The sequence below is a fragment of the Micromonospora sp. NPDC005203 genome, from assembly GCF_042872705.1.
Lineage (GTDB): Bacteria > Actinomycetota > Actinomycetes > Mycobacteriales > Micromonosporaceae > Micromonospora.
The window spans coordinates 1-16704 of sequence record NZ_JBIAKV010000006.1 but is presented as its reverse complement, the minus strand read 5'-3'; the positions used below and the strand labels follow the sequence as shown (position 1 = coordinate 16704).

Here is a 16704-nt window from a genome sequence, read left to right as displayed (position 1 = left end):
CGACGGACAATTCTGTCGACGGTGGGGACACCGTGGTGACATCCGACCCGCAGGCCAGATACTTCACACAGGAAGTATCTTAGGGCGGGATCGGGTGGCGCTGTCAAGGGTCCGGCCGGGCCGGCCGGCAACGCCTGGTCTCAGAGCTGGGCGAGCACGGTGAAGTCGAGCCCGTCGGCCTCGGCCAGGTAGATACGCTGACGCACGTGCCGTTGGCGCAGCCGCAACCGCCCGCGTGGCCCGTGATAGGCCACCGTGTCGGCAGCCGTCTCGATGGCCCGCACGTCCAGGGTGCGGGCCTGACCGATCAGCGCGGCGAGCAGCATGACGCCCTCGTAGCAGGACTCCCCCAGGCTGCCCAGCGGCGGCGCCTCCACCCCGAACCGGCGGGCGAACTCGCCGTGGAAGTCGAGGTTTTCCTGCGTCACCAGCCCGGCGAAGAAACCCGCCGTGCTGTACAGCCGCCGCGTCGCGCCGGCACCACTGGCCAGCAGCATGTTCTCGTCCATCAGCGTACTCAGCCGCAGACAGCGCTGATCCAGGCCGGACCGGGCGAACGCCCGGTTGAAACGCACCGCGTCCGCACCGACCAGCAGCATCAACACCGCGTCCGCGTCACTGTGCTCGATGCGGCGCAACACCTCGGTGAAGTCGTGGGCGTCCAACGGCAGGAAGTGCCGGCCCACCACCTGCCCACCGCCGCGCAGCGCGTACCGCTGGGCCGCCCGCGCCGTGCGGCGCGGCCACACGTAGTCGTTGCCGACCACGAACCAGCGACGCACGCCCTGCTCTCCCGCGAGCAGCCGCATCGCGGGCCACAGTTGGGCATCCGGCGTCTCGCTGGTCAGGAAGACCCCTTCGGTACGTTCACCGCCCTCGTAGAGTGCGGTGTAGACGTAGGGCACCCGGTGCGCGACGCGGGGCGCCAACGCCTGGCGCACCGAGGAGATGTGCCACCCCGTCACCCCCTGCACAGCCCCCACCGACACCAACGCCTCGACCTCGGCGGCCACCTCGGCCGGCGGTGCGCCACCGTCGACCGGCACCAGCCGCACCTCCCGACCCAGCACCCCGCCGCAGCTGTTGATCTCCTCGACCGCGAGTTGCGCGCAGAGCTCGCAGGTGGGGCCGAACATGCCGGCCGGCCCGCGCATCGGGTAGACCAGCGCGATGCTGACCACGGCACGGTCGACGGTCAGCCACGGCGGTGCCGGCGCGGACATGAGCACATGATTGCCCGGCCCTGGGCGGAAGACCAGCGCTCACCACGGACCGGGACGACTCGCTACGATGACAGGGCCACCGGACCAGGGAGTTTCATGTCAGACGTGCCCGGGGCGCCAGCCGACCTGCTGCGCTCGCTCACCCGCGCCGAACGGCTGCTCTCCCGCCGGCTGGGCGCTGTCCTGGCCGACGACGCGCTGACCATCGAGGCGTGGCGGGTGCTCTGTCTGCTCGCCGACGGCCAGGGTCATCCGATGAGCGAGGTGTCGGCCGAGGCGTCCCTGCCGCCGGGCACCCTCACCAAGCTCGTCGACCAACTCGTCGACCGCAACCTCGTCTTCCGCCGGATCGATCCGTTGGACCGTCGGCGGATTCGGGCGTACCTGACCGCGCGGGGCCGCCGCGAGTACGACCGCCTCGACCAGCGGGTCCGCGCCAGCCTCGCCGAGCTGGGCGTGCCGCAGGCCGGCGAACTGACCCGTCAGCTCGCCGACCTGATCGGTCATCTCGACCCGGCCCACCGCCGCGACCACGCCGAGGCGATCCGCCCATAGCGCTGACCCGCACCGCCCGCGAGGTTCACTCCACCCTGGTCCTGCCACTCGAACCGGATTCGGGTGACGGGGAACCCGTACGGCGGCAACACGACGAAGTACCACCCGGAATCAACGAATACAACTGGAAGGCGATCGGCACATTCTCGCTGTGATGCTGCTGAGGTAGCCCGTCGTCGACGCCAACCGCCCGACTGGGGAAGGGGCCGGTCGACGTCGACCGGTCCCTTCCGCGATCTGCTGGATGGACTTCCGAGGGGTCAACTGCCAGCACAGCTAGTCCGACTGTTCGCTTCGGGCCGCCGTGTTCTTCCTACCCGTTGAGCTGGGTGCGCAGGGTGTGCGCGTCGGGAGCGGTGGCGGTCCACAGTGTCGCCGGGCCGCCGGCCAGCGGTAACCGGGCGACGCTGCCGTCGACCGCCGGAGGTTCGGCGGGTCGCGACGGGTCGACCACCAGCAGCGATCCGGTGGCCGGCGCGCCGTCTAGCACCGCCGGCCCGGCCCAACCGGGTGCCTGTGGTCCGACGGCGAGGGACTGCCGCAGCAGCGGCCGGCCCCCGTAGTCGACCTGGGTGTGCACGACGGCCCCGCCGGGCGCCTCGCCGTACCGGCCGCAGATCAGCTCGTCGCGCCACCGCAGGTTCGCGCCAGCGGCCAGGTCGATCCGGGATTCGGCGAGATGCGCGCAGCCGGCCGCCGCGACCAGCTGTTCGGGCAGCCAGTGCAGCGTGGCTCCGGCGTGCACCACCGCCCGCACCGCCATCCGGGAGACGGCACCCGGCTGGCCCGGCAGGGCGATCGACGCGGCGACGGTGTGCACCCGGACCGCCGCGCCCGGCCCCACCTCGATGTCCAGGCGCAGATCGTCGCCGGCGAGCGGCCCGGCTGCCCCACCGACGAGGTGCACGGTGGCGACACCACGGTCGGCCGGCGTCTGGCGCAGCAGCAGCGGCGTCTCGCCGTGCACCTCGACCAGGACGGTCTGACCCCGGCCGTCGGCCCGAGCGACCAGTCGGGCGGACGCCCGCATCAGACCGCGACGGCCGGTACGGCACGTGGGTGCGCGGTGGCATGGTGGGCCAACTCGTGCCGGATCCAGTCGGCGACCGTACTCGCCGTCGTGTCGCCCACGATGGACAGGAAGACGGTCGGGAGGTCGCCACGCCGGGCCCGCGCGTCGCGATCCATGACGGCGAGGTCGGCCCCCACCATCGGCGCCAGGTCGGTTTTGTTGATCACGAGGAGGTCGGCGGCGGTGACACCCGGCCCGCCCTTGCGCGGCACCTTGTCCCCTCCCGCCACGTCGACCACGAAGATCTGCCGATCGACCAGACCTCGGCTGAAGGTCGCGGTCAGGTTGTCCCCGCCGCTCTCCACCAGGACCAGGTCCAATGGGCCGACCGCCTCGGCCAGCTCGTCGATGGCGTCCAGGTTGGCGCCGATGTCGTCGCGGATGGCGGTGTGCGGGCAGCACCCGGTCTCCACCGCGCGGATCCGCGCCGGGTCCAGGACCCCGGCTCGCCGGAGGAAGTCGGCGTCCTCGGTCGTGTAGATGTCGTTGGTCACCACGCCGAGCCGCAACTGGCCCGCGAAGGCACGGCAGAGTGCGGCCACCAGTGCCGTCTTGCCGGACCCGACCGGGCCACCGATGCCGACCCGCAGGGCACGATCCGCAGGTGCCAGCGGTTGATGCGGGTCCACCCCCGGCTCCGGGTGGGTGTGCGGGACGGTCTCGTCGTGGGGTGGAGTGGCCGGCTGCGTGGTCGAGTCGGCGGCGGGGACAGCGTTCGGCACAACGGTGTCAGGACGCAAAGAGACGCACCTCCCAGGTGGCATGGATTTCGGCATGGATGTCGGCGAGCGGAGCGGCCGCGGCGGGCAGCCGCTCCGGTGGGTCGTTGGCGGCCCGCGCCGCGTCGGCGGCCGTGCGGTCGCAGGCGTCGGCCAGACCGACCAGCAGGGCCTGCACCTGGTACGGGTCGAGGCCGAGCAGCCGTACGCCGGCGCTGGCTGCTCCGGTCAGCGTCCCGTAGGCGGCGATCGTGGCGGTGTCGACGCGGGACAGCCCGGCCGCCGCGCAGAGCAGCCCCAGTACCAGCGGCTGGTGTACGCCGCAGGACGTCGCGGGTAGGTCACCGAACGGCGCGTCCGGCCAGATGGCCCGGCCGGCGCGCAGCAGCGCTCGACCCTGCCGACGGGAGATCGTCCGCAACGTCGGCGACGCGGTACGGGCGTCCAGCTCCACGTCGAGCTGGGCCAGCATCCGCGACCGCGCGGCGGACCCGGCGGCCGCGGACCCGTCGGCGTCGGCCACGTCGACGGGACCCGCGACCTCGACCACGTCGGCGCCCCCGGGCTTCGCCGCCCGGTGTGCGGCCGCCGCGAAGGCCGCGCCGACCAGGCCGGCGGTGGCCAACCGTCCGGCCAGGAACGCCTCCAACGTGGCCAGGTCGGTGACCCGCCCGGCGGCGACGGCCGCCTCCAGGCCGCCGGAGTGCGCGTGCGCCCCGGCCGGGAAGCGTCCGTCGGCCAACAGCAACAGCAGGCTCGGTGTCGCCATCAGAACAGGAAGTACCGCTGGGCCATCGGCAGCCGGGTTACCGGGTCCGGCTCCACCACCACCCCGTCGATGCGGACCGTGAACGTGTCCGGGTCCACCTCGATGCGGGGCATCGCGTTGTTCTCCGGCAGGTCGGCCTTGCCCCGCGACCGCACGTCGCGCACCGGCACCACCCGGCGTCGGACGTCCAGGCGGAGCCCGGCGTCCAGGGCCGCCGGCGCCACGAAGGCCAGGCTGGTGGCGGCCGCCGCCGCGCCGTACGCCCCGAACATCGGCCGCGGCAACATCGGCTGCGGTGTGGGGATCGACGCGTTCGCGTCACCCATCTGGGCGTACGCGATCATGCCGCCCTTGATGACCAGGTGCGGTCGTACGCCGAAGAACGCCGGGTCCCAGAGCACCAGGTCGGCGAGCTTGCCCGGCTCGACCGAGCCGACCTCGTCCTCCAACCCGTTGGCCATCGCCGCGCAGATGGTGTACTTCGCCACGTACCGTCGGGCTCGGTGATTGTCGGCGGCCCCGTCGCCCGGCAGCGCGCCGACCCGGTCCTTCATCACGTGGGCGCTCTGCCAGGTTCGCATGATCACCTCGCCGACCCGGCCCATCGCCTGCGCGTCGGAGCCGATGATGGAGATCGCGCCGAGGTCGTGCAGCAGGTCCTCGGCGGCCATCGTGGACGGGCGGATCCGGCTCTCGGCGAAGGCCAGGTCCTCCGGCACGGACGGGTTGAGGTGGTGGCAGACCATCAACATGTCCAGGTGCTCGGCGAGCGTGTTGGCGGTGTACGGCCGGGTGGGGTTCGTCGACGACGGCAACACGTTCGGCTCACTCGCCACGGTGATGATGTCCGGTGCGTGCCCGCCGCCGGCCCCCTCGGTGTGGTACGAGTGGATGGCCCGGCCGCCGATCGCGCGCAGGGTGTCGGCGACGAAACCGGCTTCGTTGAGCGTGTCGGTGTGGATCGACACCTGGACCCCGGAGGCGTCCGCCACCCGCAGGCAGGCGTCGATCGCCGCCGGAGTGGTGCCCCAGTCCTCGTGCAGCTTGAAACCGCCCGCGCCGGCCCGCAACTGCTCCCAGAGCGCCTCGGAGGAGACGGTGTTGCCCTTGCCGAGCAGCAACACGTTGACCGGCAGCGTGTCCAGGGCCTCGTGCATCCGGGCCAGGTGCCAGGCGTTCGGCGTGACGGTTGTCGCGCGGGTCCCCTCGGCCGGCCCGGTGCCGCCGCCGACCATCGTGGTGATGCCGCTGGCCAACGCCTCGGTGACGATCTGCGGGCAGATGAAGTGCACGTGGGTGTCCACCGCGCCGGCGGTGAGGATCCGCCCGTTGCCGGCAATCACCTCGGTGGCCGGGCCGATGACCAGGTCGGGGTGGACACCGGGCATGGTGTCCGGGTTGCCGGCCCGGCCGAGTGCCACGATCCGCCCGTCGCGCAGCCCCACGTCGGCCTTGACCACGCCCCAGTGGTCCAGCACCACGGCACCGGTGATGACGGTGTCCAGCGCCCCGTCGGCGCGGGTCGCCCGGGACTGCCCCATCGACTCGCGGATCACCTTTCCGCCGCCGAAGACCGCCTCGTCGCCGCCGACGCAGTGGTCGGTCTCCACCTCGATCAGCAGGTTGGTGTCGGCCAGCCGGATCCGGTCACCGGTCGTGGGTCCGTACAGGTCGATGTAGCGGTCCCGCCGCACGGCGCTCACTCCGGGGACCCGTCGGCCGGCGGGTCCAGCGGACCGGCGCACTCCCCGCGCAGCCCTGGCACGATGCGCGCTCCCCCGAACGGGACGAGGTCGACGCTGCGGCTGATGCCCGGCTCGAACCGGACCGAGGTCCCCGCCGGCACCCCGAGCCGTTGCCCCCACGCGGCGGCCCGGTCGAACGCCAGCGCCGGGTTGCACTCGGCGAAGTGGTAGTGCGAACCCACCTGCACCGGTCGGTCGGCGGTGTTCACCACGAGCAGGGTGGTCACCGGGCGACCCGCGTTGATCTCGACCGGGCCGGCGGCCGGCAGGATCTCCCCCGGGATCACGGGATCGGGTGGTGCACCGTCACCAGCTTGGTGCCATCCGGGAACGTCGCCTCCACCTGCACCTCCCTCAGCAGCTCGGGGATGCCGTCCTGGACGTCGTCGCGGCTGAGCACCGTCCGGCCGGCCGACATGAGGTCGACCACCGACCGGCCGTCGCGGGCCCCTTCGAGCAGGAACGCGGTGATCAGCGCGACGGCTTCGGGATAGTTGAGGCGCAGGCCGCGCTCGCGGCGGCGGCGGGCGACATCGGCCGCGACGTGGACGAGCAGGCGGTCCTGCTCGTGCGGGCTGAGGAACACGGGGCTCTCCCGGTGGGGTAAGCGTGCCCCGCTCGTTGTCGGCTCCGCAGTGAGCCGCGCCGGGCAGCAACGCACCCGGGATGACGAGCTGGAGTCACACGACCGCCGAGCCGCCGCCGACGGGTCGACCCGGGACTCCACCATCCCGGCCCGCACGACGGGCAACCGGCGGTGTCGGGTCGGATGCGGACCGCACCGCCCACCGCTGAGCAGACCGTAGAGGATCGCCACCGACCAAGGCAACAGTCCGTCGGGGATCGCCTCGGTCCGCGGGCGGGTACCCACCCAAGCATCGCCTCGTGGGCGTCGAGATGCTACGAAGAGGACGTGCCTGACCCGACAAGCTCCCCTGGTGCCACATCCCTGGAGACTCGGCGGCTGCTGTTGCGCCGGCTGCGCGACGATGATCTGGACGGGTTCGCCGCGGTCAACGCGCAGCCCGAGGTGATGCGCTACATCCATCACGGCCGCACCTGGACCGGGCCGCGACCGCGGATCGTCTGGCCACCTATCGGCGGCACTGGGACGAGCACGGCTTCGGCCTGTACGGAGTGGAGATCAGGGAAACCGGCGAGTTGGCCGGTTTCACCGGACTGGCGACGCCTACCTTCCTGCCCGAGATCATGCCGGCCGTGGAGATCGGCTGGCGGCTCGGCCGCGCGTACTGGGGCCGGGGCCTGGCCACCGAGGCAGCCCGGGCCGTTGTCGCTTACACCCGGGCCGCGCTCCCCCTGCGGCGGCTGGTCAGCATCCACGTCGTCGGCAACGAGGCGTCCGCGCGGGTGATGGTCAAGCTGGGCATGTCGCTGGAGCGCGAGACCGTGCAGCCGGACACCGGCCGCCAGGTCCGGGTCTACGCGATGGACCTGTAGACGCCGGGGCGTCGGTTGCCGCAGGCGAGCCCGGTCAGCGGACCCCGGCGGGCTGCGGCGTCGCCGTCCCGGCGAAGGGAACGTGGACGTGGTCGGCAGGCCCCGGCGGTCCGTCGGGGTGTCGCCACAGCCCGCGGTCGCGCAGGATCGGCAGCACGCCCTCACCGAACCAGTACGCCTCCTCCAGGTGCGGATAGCCGGAGAGGATGAACTCGTCGATGCCGAGGGCGTGGTATTCGGCGATCCGGTCGGCGACCTCGGTGTGGCTGCCCACGAGCGCGGTGCCGGCCCCGCCACGGACCAGCCCGACCCCGGCCCACAGGTTGGGCGCGACCTCTAGGCCGTCGCGGGAGCCGCCGTGCAGGTCGAGCATCCGGCGCTGCCCCTCGGACTCGCTGCGGCGCAGCCCGTCCTGCACGGCCCGGATGTCGGCCTCGGCGATACCATCGAGCAGCCGGTGGGCCTGCGCCCAGGCCTGCTCGGCGGTGTCCCGGGCGATGACGTGCAGCCGGATGCCGAAGCGCACCTCACGCCCGGCGTCGGCGGCCAGCGCCCGGACCCGCGCCAGTTTGTCGGCGACCAGCGCCGGGGGTTCACCCCAGGTCAGGTAGACGTCGCTGTGCCGCACCGCCACCGGCAGCGCGGCTGCGGACGAGCCACCGAAGTAGACAGGCGGGACCGGGTCGGGCAGGCGGTGCAGCCGCGCCTGCTCGACGCGTACGTGGGTGCCGGCGTGGTCGACCGTCTCGCCGCGCCACAGCGCGCGCGCCACGTGCAGGAACTCGTCGGCCCGCGCGTACCGGGCGTCCTTGTCCAGGAAGTCACCGTAGGCCCGCTGCTCCTGCGACTCGCCGCCGGTGACCACGTTGAGCAGCAGCCGGCCCCGGGACAGCCGTTGGAAGGTCGAGGCCATCTGGGCGGCGAGGGTGGGTGAGGTCAGCCCGGGTCGGAAGGCGACGAGGAACTTGAGGCGCTCGGTCACCTCGGTCAGCATCGCCGTGCTCAGCCAGGCGTCCTCGCACCAGGCGCCCGTCGGGGTGAGCGCGCCGACGAAGCCGAGTTGCTCGGCGGTGCGGGCGATCTGTCCCAGGTACGCCACGCTGGCCGGGCGGGCGCCCCCGGCGGCGCCGGTCGGTACGCCGTGTCCGCCACCGACGATGTCCCGGCTGTCGCCGTTGGTGGGCAGGAACCAGTGGAAGGTGAGGGTCATGGCGGCTCTTTCCTCCAACGGGGACGGACGGCGCACGCGCTGCGGCGGGCACCTCCTGAGGGGTGGGACGATCGCGCCGACAGCCTACCCATAAAACCTATCGGGTTAGTAGGCTACCGCCCACGCACTCACGCCGGTCGACGCGGCCCGGCTCACCTGCCCACCCCAAGGAGCCGCCATGCGCACCCCCTCGGTCCGCCGTCCCCCGCACCACCGTCGCCTGGTCACCGCCGCGCTGACGACCGTGGCCCTGCTCGCCTCGGCCGCCCTGAGCGCCTGCGGCGGCTCCGCCGACGCCGGGGAGGGCGGGGACAAGCTCCGGATCGGGTACCAGCGCTTCGGCGGCCTCAGCCTGGTCAAGGCGCGCGGCGCCGCGCCGAACGTGGAGTGGTCGCTGTTCGAGAGTGGGCCGGCGCTCACCGAGGCCCTCAAGGCCGGGTCCATCGACATCGGACAGGTCGGTGAGGCGCCACCCGTCTTCGCCGCCGCCGGGAAGATCCCGTTCTCCATCATCGGGACCTCGACGCCGATCCCGCAGGGCGAGGCCGTGCTCGTCAAGGCCGACCGCGGTTACCGCACCTTCGCCGACCTGAAGGGCAGGACGGTGGCCCTGAACAAGGGGTCAAACGTGCACTGGCTGCTGGTCCAACTCCTCAAGGCGAACAACATGACCTTGAAGGACATCCAGGTCAAGTACCTCAAGCCCGCCGAGGGGCGACCCGCGTTCGACGGCGGCCAGGTCGACGCCTGGGTGATCTGGGACCCGTACTTCGCGCTGGCCGAGCAGCCGGGGGTCCAGGTGCTCGCGGACGCGACAGGTCTGGCCAGCAACCGCGAGTACGTCCTGGCCGCCCCGGACGCCGTCGCGAAGCGGTCGGACGATGTCCGGGCCTTCCTCCAGCGCTACCGCGAGGTGACCGACTGGGGCATCGCCCACCCCGAGGAGCGGGCCAGCACCCTCGCGCCCGAGCTGAAGATCCCGCAGGACGTCACCACCCGCGCCCTGGCCCGCAGCGCCCGGCCTCTCGCCCCGGTCACCCCGGCCATCGGCGACGAACTCCAGGCGATCACCGACAGCTTCATCGCCCTGGAGCTCATTCCGGGGCCGGTCGACCTGCGATCCCGGGTCGACGACCGGTTCAGCGCGGTCTTCCAATGAGCCGCACCACGCTCGCCGAGGCGCCCGAGGAGGTCGTGACCGCTGCGCCCGCCACGCCTCGGCGCCCACGGCCGGCCCGGCGCTACCGGCGGCTGATCAGCCCGGTGGTCCTGGTCCTGGGCTGGGAGTTGGCCGCCCGGACCGGGCTGCTGGCTCCGGAGAAGCTGCCCGCGCCCAGCGACGTCCTGGCCGCCGGGTGGCGGCTGGCCCGGGACGGGACGCTACTCGTACACCTGCTGGACTCGCTCACCCGCGCCGGGGCGGGGCTGCTGATCGGCGGCGTCCTGGCGCTGGTCCTCGGCACGGTGGCGGGGCTGCTGCGCCTCGGCGACGACCTGGTCGACCCACCTGTGCAGATGGCCCGCATGCTGCCGCACCTGGGCCTGGTCCCGTTGCTGATCATCTGGGTCGGCATCGGGGAGTCCCTCAAGATCAGCCTGGTGGCCCTCGGCGCGTTCTTCCCCATCTACTTCAACACCTACGCCGGCATCCGGGACATCGACGAACGGCTGGTGGAGGCCGCCCGTACCTGTGGGTTGGGGCAGGCCGCCCGGCTGCGGCACGTGGTGCTGCCCGGGGCGCTGCCGTCGCTCTTCCTCGGCCTGCGCCTGGCGATCGGGGCGGCCTGGCTCAGCCTGGTCGTCGGTGAGCAGGTCAACGCCCAGACCGGGATCGGCTTCCTGATGATGGAGGCGCGGGAGTTCAGTCAGACCGACGTGGTGGTGCTCGGCCTGCTCGTCTACGCCCTGCTCGGGCTGATATCCGACCTTGCGTTGCGGGTCCTGGAGAGGAGGATGTTGACATGGCGTCGCGGACTGCGGGCCACCTGACCGGCACGACGCCGGTGTTGACCGCGCACGCGGTGCACCGGGCGTTCGGGCCGACTGTCGTGTTGGCCGGAGTCGACCTGACCATCGCCCGGGGCGAGGTGGTGGCCCTGCTGGGCGGCAGCGGCTCCGGCAAGAGCACGCTCCTGCGGATTCTCGCCGGGCTCGACGGCGAGGCCAGCGGCGACATCGTCGTGCACGGCACCGCCGCCGTGGTCTTCCAGGAGCACCGGTTGCTGCCCTGGAAGCGGGTGGCGCCCAACGTCGGGCTCGGGCTGTCCGGCGCGGACACCGCCGGTCGGATCCAACGCGCGCTGGCCGAGGTCGGGCTCGCCGAACGGGATCGCGCCTGGCCGGTCGAGCTGTCCGGTGGGCAGGCGCAACGGGTCGCCGTGGCACGGGCACTGGTCCGCGAACCGGACCTGTTGCTGCTCGACGAGCCGTTCGGGGCCCTGGACGCGCTGACCCGCCTGCGGATGCAGGTCCTGCTGCGCCGGCTGCGCGCCGAGCACGGCTTCGCCGCCCTGCTGGTCACCCACGACGTCGAGGAGGCGCTGTTGCTCGCCGACCGGATCCTGCTCCTCGACGAGGGCCGCATCGTCGCGGACCTGCCCGTCGACCTGGCCCCCACCCGTACGCCGGACGACCCGGCCTTCGGCGCGCTGCGCCGGCACCTGCTCGACCGACTCGGCGTTCCCACCACCTGACGAGCGGAGATCCGATGACCCGCTGGACCCCCGATCCCACCTTCTACCCCTCCCCTCGGGAGGCGGTGACCGCGCCGGCGGAGAAGCTCGCCTACGTGGCGGCCTTCGACCGGACGGCCAGCCGTCCGGACGCCATCGTGGTGCTGGACACCGATCCGGACTCCCCCGCCTACGGCACGGTGGTCGGCTGGACGGACCTGCCGCACCTCGGCGACGAGCTGCACCACTTCGGGTGGAACGCGTGCAGCAGCGCGCTCTGCCCGACCGCCCCACACCCGCACGTGGAGCGGCGCTACCTGATCGTGCCCGGTCTGCGGTCGTCGCGCATCCACGTGCTCGACACGCAGCCCGATCCGCGCCAACCGCAGGTCGTCAAGGTGATCGCGGCGGAGGAGTTGGCGAAGAAGACCGGCTACTCGCGCCCGCACACCGTGCACTGTGGTCCGGACGGCATCTACCTCTCCGCGCTCGGCGGCGCGGACGGCGCGGAGGGGCCGGGCGGCATCGCCATCCTCGACCACACCACGTTCGAGGTACGCGGAGCGTGGGAGTCCGACCGGGGTCCGCAGTTCCTGGCATACGACGTGTGGTGGCACCTCACCCAGGACGTGCTGGTCACCAGCGAGTGGGGCACCCCGTCGATGATCGAGGAGGGCATCATCGGTGAGTTGCTGCTGGGCCGCCGCTACGGCCACGCGATCCACTTCTGGGATCTCGCGAAGCGTCGCCACGTGCAGCGCGTCGACCTGGGCGAGGCTTACCAGATGCCGTTGGAGCTGCGCCCGGCGCACGACCCGACGAAGTCGTACGGGTTCGTCGGGGTGGTGATCAGTGTCGAGGACCTGTCCGCCTCGGTCTGGCTGTGGCACTCCGACGGGGACGTCTGGGCGGTCACCAAGGTGATCGACATCCCAGCCGAGCCGGCCGACCCGGCGGATCTGCCCGACCTGCTCAAGCCGTTCGGCGCGGTGCCGCCACTGGTGACCGACATCGACCTGTCGGTCGACGACCGGTTCCTCTACGTCTCCTGCTGGGGCACCGGAGAGCTGCGACAGTACGACGTGAGCGATCCGCTGCACCCCGTGCAGACCGGCTCGGTGCGCCTCGGCGGGATCGTGCGTCGCACCGCGCACCCGTCCGCACCGGACGAGGCCCTCGCGGGTGGCCCGCAGATGGTCGAGGTCAGCCGGGACGGCCGGCGGGTCTACGTCAGCAACTCCCTCTACGGCGCGTGGGACGACCAGTTCTACCCCGACGGGGTGGGGGCCTGGTTGGCGAAGCTCGACGTCGACACCGACGCCGGCGGGCTCACCCCCGACGAGCGGTTCTTCCCGCACGGGGAGGAGTTCCGCGGACTGCGGGTGCACCAGACCCGGTTGCAGGGCGGGGACGCGTCCTCCGACTCGTACTGCTTCCCGTGAGCGTTAGCACCTGGGTGACGCTCGTCGCGCTCGGCGCGTTCCACGGTCTGAACCCGGCGATGGGTTGGCTGTTCGCGGTGGCCCGGGGCCTTCAGGAACGCAGCCGGGCGGCCCTGCTGCGGTCGCTGCCACCGATCGCGGCGGGGCATCTCGCCTCGGTGGCCGTCGTCGCGGCGTTGGTCAGCGCGACCCGGTCGGTGACGGCGAGCACCGCCGTGGCGGTGGTCGGTGGGGTGCTGCTCGTCGGCTTCGGGTTGTGGCGGCTGCTCTCCGAACGGCACTTCCGCTGGGCGGGGATGCGGTTGTCCTCGGCGCAGCTCGCCGGCTGGTCGTTCCTCATGTCGTCGGCGCACGGCGCGGGCCTGATGTTGTTGCCGCTGCTGGTGGCCGCGCCGGTGGCCGGGGGTCACTCCGGGCACCTGACCGCCGCGCCGATGGGCGCGCTGTCCGGGCTCGCGGCGGCGGGGGTGCACACCGTGGCCATGCTCGGCACGGCCCTGGCCGTGGCGGTGCTGGTCTACCAGGTGCTCGGGGTCGGGGTGCTGCGTCGGGCGTGGTTCAACGTGGATCGACTCTGGGCCGGCGTGCTGGTCGCGGCCGGACTGGTGACCCTCATCCGGGCGTGAAAACGACCATCGTGGACGTCGGCAACCTATGATCTGATGTTTCCGTGACCACTCCCACTCCCCTCATGCGCCTGGTGGCCGGTGTCTGGGGGTTCAAGACCCTCGCGGTCGGCGTCGAACTCGGCCTGTTCACCCGGTTGGCCGGCGGGCGGACGATGACCGTTGACGAGGTCGCCGCCGAGTTCGGGCTGCCCGACCGGCCCGCGGACCTGTTCCTGGCCGCGACCGCGTCGCTCGGCCTGTTGGAGAAGGCCGGCGACGGCTACCGCAACACCGAGTTGGCCGAGCAGTTCCTGGTCGAAGGCCGCCCATACTACTTCGGCGCGCAGGTGCGCTACTCGGACCTGCGCACCTACCTGCCCTGGCACCGCATCGGCGAGGCCCTGCGCACGGATCGGCCGTTGACCTGGGACCCGGAGTCCCAGCAGTCGATGTTCGACACCGAGGACCCGGCGATGCTGGCGCAGTTCTGGGACGCGATGTTCTCCACGTCCAGCTTCACCGCCAGCGCGTTGGCCGACGCGTACGACTTCTCCGCGCATCGCCGGCTGCTCGACGTGGGCGGCGGGGCGGGGGCGTTCCCGATCGAGTTCTGCCGCCGCCTGCCCGACCTGCGAGCCACCGTGCTGGACCTGCCGCACGTCTGCGTACGGGCGCGGGAGCGGATCGCGGAGGCCGGTCTGACCGGGCGGATCGACGCGGTCGCCGGGGACTTCCTCGTCGACCCGGCGCTGCCGGGCGGGCACGACGTCATCCTGCTCAGCATGATCCTGCACGACTGGGACGAGCCCGCCAACCGGTCGCTGCTGGCCCGCTGCCACGCGGCGCTGCCGCCCGGTGGGGCGATCGTCGTCTGTGAGCTGCTGCTCAACGACGAGCGCACCGGGCCGCCGGAGGCGGCGCTGATGGGCATGAACATGCTCGTCGAAACCGAGGGCGGCCGGAACTACTCAGGTGCGGAGTACACGGCCTGGCTCTCCGACGCCGGTTTCGTCGACGTGCGTACGGTGCCGTTCGACGCCCCCGGCGCCAACGGCGCGGTGGTGGCCCGCCGGCCCTGACCGACGGCGGCACCCGGCCCCGGTGCGAACCGTGGGCCGGGTGCCGCGGCACCTCGCGGCGCCGGCGTCCGATCGGCTACCGGTACGGGTCAGGCGCGAGCCTTGGCCGGCTGCTTCATGAAGTCCATGATCGCCTTGTTGACGTCCTCGGCGTGGGTCCACGGAATGCCGTGCGGCGCGCCCTTGAGCGTGATGAGCTTGCCGGTCGGCATCATCGGCGCGAGCCGCTGGCCGGTCACCGGATAGGGCAGCACCCGGTCCTGGTCACCCTGCACGATCAGCAGTGGCACGTCGACCTTCGGCAGGTCCGGACGGAAGTCCTCCTGCCAGGAGTCCACACTGTCATGGGTGCCCTTGGCGGAGGCCATCGCCCCGATCTGCCAGTGCGCCCGGTACGCCTCCTCGCTGACCCGCTTGCCCATGTTCTGATCCGGGTTGAAGAACGCGTCGCAGAACGACGTCAGGTACGCGAAGCGGTCCTTGATGATGGCGTCCTGGAAACCCTTGAAGAGGCTCCGGTCGACACCCTCCGGGTTGTCGGAGGCCTTGGCCAGCATGGGTTGCAGCGGGCTGAGCACCACGGCCCGGCTCACCCGCTGGGAGCCGTAGTTGCCCAGGTAGCGGATGACCTCGCCGGTGCCCATCGAGTGACCCACCAGGGTCACGTCGCTCAGGTTCAGCTCCGTCATCAACACGTCCAGGTCCGCCGCGAACGTGTTGTAGTCGTATCCGAACGTCGGCTGGGCCGAGTTGCCGTATCCGCGTCGATCGTAGGTGATCGTCCGGTATCCGGCGTTGAGCAACTGGTTGGTGACCTTCTCCCAGGTTGCTCCGTTGAACGGAAAGCCGTGGATCAGCACCACCGGCTTACCGGAACCGTGATCCTCGTAGTACAGGTCGATGGGCGCGGAGTTTTCCGTCCCCACGGTGATGAAAGGCATGTTTGTCTCCTGCTCCGGTCTCGGGCTGTCGGACGTCGCGGCTTTCCCGCCGGGTCGGCGGATATGCCGGCGACGGGACTCGCTCAGGAACGCCGGACAGGGCCTGTTCCGATCGGGCCGCGACGCCTAGCCTCGAAGGGGTGAGTCCATCTCCGCGGCTGCGGGCCGTCAGCGACCTGCACATCGCCCACCCGGAGAACCGCTCGTTCGTCCAGGAGCTACACCCGGACCACGCCGGCGACTGGTTGCTCGTCGCCGGCGACGTGGCCGAACGGTACGCCGACATCGAGTGGGCACTGACGCTGCTGAGCACCCGGTTCGCGACTGTCGTCTGGGCGCCGGGCAACCACGAGTTGTGGACGCCAGCCAAGGACCCGGTGCAGCTGCGCGGCGTGGCGCGCTACGAGGCACTGGTCCGTATGTGCCGTGGGCTGGGCGTCATCACCCCGGAGGATCCGTACCCGGTCTGGGACGGCGTGGGTGGCCCGGCCACGATCGCCCCCCTCTTCGTGCTCTACGACTACACGTTCCGGGTGCCCGGGGCGAGCACCAAGCAGGAGTCACTCGCCCTGGCGTACAAGGCCGGGGTGGTGTGCAGGGACGAGGCGTTGCTGCACCCGGACCCCTACCCGAGCCGGGAGGCGTGGTGCGACGCCCGGGTCGCCGAGACCGAGCGCCGGTTGGCCGCCCGCGACCCGGCCCTGCCGACCGTGCTGGTCAACCACTACCCGCTGGTGCGCGAGCCGACCGACGTCTTGTGGTATCCGGAGTTCGCCCAGTGGTGCGGCACCGTCCGCACCCGCGACTGGCACCTGCGCTTCGGTGCGGCCACGATGGTCTACGGGCACCTGCACATCCCCCGCACCACGTTCCATGACGAGGTGCGGTTCGAGGAGGTATCGCTGGGCTACCCGCGCGAGTGGCAGCGGCGCGGCCCGGTGCCCGACCCGGTGCGCACCATCAACCCGGCCGAGGACGTCCGGCGGCGCGCCGCCGTCAGCGGGTGATACCGACCACCGTCGCACCGACCGGCGGGGGGGGGGGGGGCCCCCCGCCCCCCCCCCCCCCCGCCCCCCCGCCCCCCCCCCCCCCCCCCCCCCCCCCCCCCCCCCCCCCCCACGGCTCCGAGTTCGACATCGGCTTCGTCGAGCGGCTCTCCCCCGAGCTGGTCGCGGTGCGCCAGCAGGTACGCAACGCGCTGCGCGACATCG

18 protein-coding genes are annotated in these 16704 nt (G+C 72.2%); 9 read left to right on the top strand and 9 right to left on the bottom strand.

Going from position 1 to position 16704, the window contains the following annotated elements:
* Nucleotides 1-140 precede the first annotated feature (140 nt).
* Complete coding sequence (locus ACFYPM_RS15590) at nucleotides 141-1223, bottom strand: substrate-binding domain-containing protein (protein ID WP_357372389.1); 1083 nt, start codon at nucleotides 1221-1223, stop codon at nucleotides 141-143.
* Between the two features lie 96 nt (nucleotides 1224-1319).
* Between ACFYPM_RS15590 and ACFYPM_RS15585 the strand changes: the two genes are divergently transcribed.
* Nucleotides 1320-1778, top strand: a complete 459-nt coding sequence (locus tag ACFYPM_RS15585; protein WP_387196483.1) for a MarR family winged helix-turn-helix transcriptional regulator — start codon at nucleotides 1320-1322, stop codon at nucleotides 1776-1778.
* Between the two features lie 313 nt (nucleotides 1779-2091).
* Here ACFYPM_RS15585 and ACFYPM_RS15580 read toward each other — a convergent pair whose 3' ends face one another.
* Genes ACFYPM_RS15580 through ACFYPM_RS15555 form a run of 6 tightly spaced genes read right to left on the bottom strand, consistent with a single transcriptional unit; the run spans nucleotide 2092 to nucleotide 6669 of the window.
* Entirely contained in the window at nucleotides 2092-2808 is a 717-nt protein-coding gene (locus ACFYPM_RS15580) for an urease accessory protein UreD (protein ID WP_387196480.1), read from the bottom strand.
* Complete coding sequence (gene ureG, locus ACFYPM_RS15575; RefSeq protein ID WP_387196477.1) at nucleotides 2808-3590, bottom strand: urease accessory protein UreG; 783 nt, start codon at nucleotides 3588-3590, stop codon at nucleotides 2808-2810. The genes ACFYPM_RS15580 and ureG overlap by 1 nt, the downstream gene beginning before the upstream one ends.
* Nucleotides 3580-4338 carry an urease accessory protein UreF gene (locus tag ACFYPM_RS15570; protein WP_387196474.1) on the bottom strand — a complete coding sequence of 253 codons (759 nt, stop codon included), beginning with the start codon at nucleotides 4336-4338 and terminating at the stop codon, nucleotides 3580-3582. Before ACFYPM_RS15570 ends, ureG begins: the two co-directional genes overlap by 11 nt.
* On the bottom strand, nucleotides 4338-6041 hold the full coding sequence (locus ACFYPM_RS15565) for an urease subunit alpha (protein ID WP_387196471.1): 1704 nt from the start codon (nucleotides 6039-6041) through the stop codon (nucleotides 4338-4340). Before ACFYPM_RS15565 ends, ACFYPM_RS15570 begins: the two co-directional genes overlap by 1 nt.
* Nucleotides 6038-6370, bottom strand: coding sequence for an urease subunit beta (locus tag ACFYPM_RS15560; RefSeq protein ID WP_357372400.1), 333 nt, complete (start codon nucleotides 6368-6370; stop codon nucleotides 6038-6040). The genes ACFYPM_RS15565 and ACFYPM_RS15560 overlap by 4 nt, the downstream gene beginning before the upstream one ends.
* Nucleotides 6367-6669, bottom strand: coding sequence for an urease subunit gamma (locus ACFYPM_RS15555; protein ID WP_387196468.1), 303 nt, complete (start codon nucleotides 6667-6669; stop codon nucleotides 6367-6369). The genes ACFYPM_RS15560 and ACFYPM_RS15555 overlap by 4 nt, the downstream gene beginning before the upstream one ends.
* 473 nt (nucleotides 6670-7142) lie before the next feature.
* Here ACFYPM_RS15555 and ACFYPM_RS15550 point away from each other — a divergent pair, with 473 nt between their 5' ends.
* Complete coding sequence (locus ACFYPM_RS15550; RefSeq protein ID WP_387197357.1) at nucleotides 7143-7541, top strand: GNAT family N-acetyltransferase; 399 nt, start codon at nucleotides 7143-7145, stop codon at nucleotides 7539-7541.
* Between the two features lie 34 nt (nucleotides 7542-7575).
* On the opposite strand, the gene ACFYPM_RS15545 is transcribed toward ACFYPM_RS15550, so the two are convergent.
* A complete protein-coding gene (locus tag ACFYPM_RS15545; protein ID WP_387196465.1) occupies nucleotides 7576-8751 on the bottom strand; it encodes an LLM class flavin-dependent oxidoreductase in 1176 nt (391 codons plus the stop codon).
* 178 nt (nucleotides 8752-8929) lie between these two features.
* Between ACFYPM_RS15545 and ACFYPM_RS15540 the strand changes: the two genes are divergently transcribed.
* Genes ACFYPM_RS15540 through ACFYPM_RS15515 form a run of 6 tightly spaced genes read left to right on the top strand, consistent with a single transcriptional unit; the run spans nucleotide 8930 to nucleotide 14552 of the window.
* The gene (locus tag ACFYPM_RS15540; RefSeq protein ID WP_387196462.1) at nucleotides 8930-9910 is read left to right on the top strand and encodes an aliphatic sulfonate ABC transporter substrate-binding protein; all 981 of its coding nucleotides are present in this window, start codon (nucleotides 8930-8932) and stop codon (nucleotides 9908-9910) included.
* Nucleotides 9907-10740, top strand: a complete 834-nt coding sequence (locus tag ACFYPM_RS15535) for an ABC transporter permease (protein WP_387196459.1) — start codon at nucleotides 9907-9909, stop codon at nucleotides 10738-10740. Before ACFYPM_RS15540 ends, ACFYPM_RS15535 begins: the two co-directional genes overlap by 4 nt.
* Nucleotides 10713-11444, top strand: coding sequence for an ABC transporter ATP-binding protein (locus tag ACFYPM_RS15530; protein ID WP_387196456.1), 732 nt, complete (start codon nucleotides 10713-10715; stop codon nucleotides 11442-11444). Before ACFYPM_RS15535 ends, ACFYPM_RS15530 begins: the two co-directional genes overlap by 28 nt.
* A 14-nt stretch (nucleotides 11445-11458) precedes the next feature.
* Nucleotides 11459-12865, top strand: coding sequence for a selenium-binding family protein (locus ACFYPM_RS15525; RefSeq protein WP_387196453.1), 1407 nt, complete (start codon nucleotides 11459-11461; stop codon nucleotides 12863-12865).
* Nucleotides 12862-13491 (top strand): hypothetical protein, encoded by a 630-nt coding sequence (locus tag ACFYPM_RS15520; protein WP_387196450.1) that lies wholly within the window; start codon nucleotides 12862-12864, stop codon nucleotides 13489-13491. The genes ACFYPM_RS15525 and ACFYPM_RS15520 overlap by 4 nt, the downstream gene beginning before the upstream one ends.
* Nucleotides 13492-13535: 44 nt before the next feature.
* Nucleotides 13536-14552, top strand: a complete 1017-nt coding sequence (locus ACFYPM_RS15515; protein WP_387196447.1) for a methyltransferase — start codon at nucleotides 13536-13538, stop codon at nucleotides 14550-14552.
* Between the two features lie 89 nt (nucleotides 14553-14641).
* Here ACFYPM_RS15515 and ACFYPM_RS15510 read toward each other — a convergent pair whose 3' ends face one another.
* Nucleotides 14642-15493 (bottom strand): alpha/beta fold hydrolase, encoded by an 852-nt coding sequence (locus ACFYPM_RS15510; RefSeq protein ID WP_387196445.1) that lies wholly within the window; start codon nucleotides 15491-15493, stop codon nucleotides 14642-14644.
* Nucleotides 15494-15633: 140 nt separating this feature from the next.
* Here ACFYPM_RS15510 and ACFYPM_RS15505 point away from each other — a divergent pair, with 140 nt between their 5' ends.
* The gene (locus ACFYPM_RS15505; RefSeq protein WP_387196442.1) at nucleotides 15634-16500 is read left to right on the top strand and encodes a metallophosphoesterase family protein; all 867 of its coding nucleotides are present in this window, start codon (nucleotides 15634-15636) and stop codon (nucleotides 16498-16500) included.
* The last annotated feature ends 204 nt before the right edge of the window (nucleotides 16501-16704 follow it).